We start from the raw sequence: 242 nt of genomic DNA, 5'->3' as shown, positions 1-242 counted from the left end.
ATCCTGCACTGGCGCTGCTGACGTCGCTGCCGCAGGTCACGCTGCAGGGGGCCTTCTGCCATTTCGAGAGCATCCAGCGGCCGGACCACGCGGCATACCTGTTCACCAGTGCCTGGGAAGGCCTGCCCCCCATCCGGTTGGAGGCTGCGGCAGCGGGCGTCCCCATCGTCGCGCCCGCAGTCGGCGGCGTCGTAGATCTGATCGAGCACTCCTGGCTCGTCGATGACCCCGGGGATGTCGGT

At 68.6% G+C, this 242-nt stretch carries 1 protein-coding gene; it reads left to right on the top strand.

Translation table 11 applies throughout. The annotated features are described in order from the left end of the window. Nucleotides 1–242, top strand: a 242-nt coding sequence (locus tag ACQG3P_RS22375; RefSeq protein WP_426806281.1) for a glycosyltransferase, incomplete at both ends; no start/stop codon positions are given.

Source organism: Stenotrophomonas sp. SrG (assembly GCF_050031795.1).
GTDB classification, from domain to species: domain Bacteria; phylum Pseudomonadota; class Gammaproteobacteria; order Xanthomonadales; family Xanthomonadaceae; genus Stenotrophomonas; species Stenotrophomonas rhizophila_A.
The sequence above is the reverse complement of the archived record's forward strand: the minus strand, read 5'-3'. Positions and strand labels throughout refer to the sequence as shown.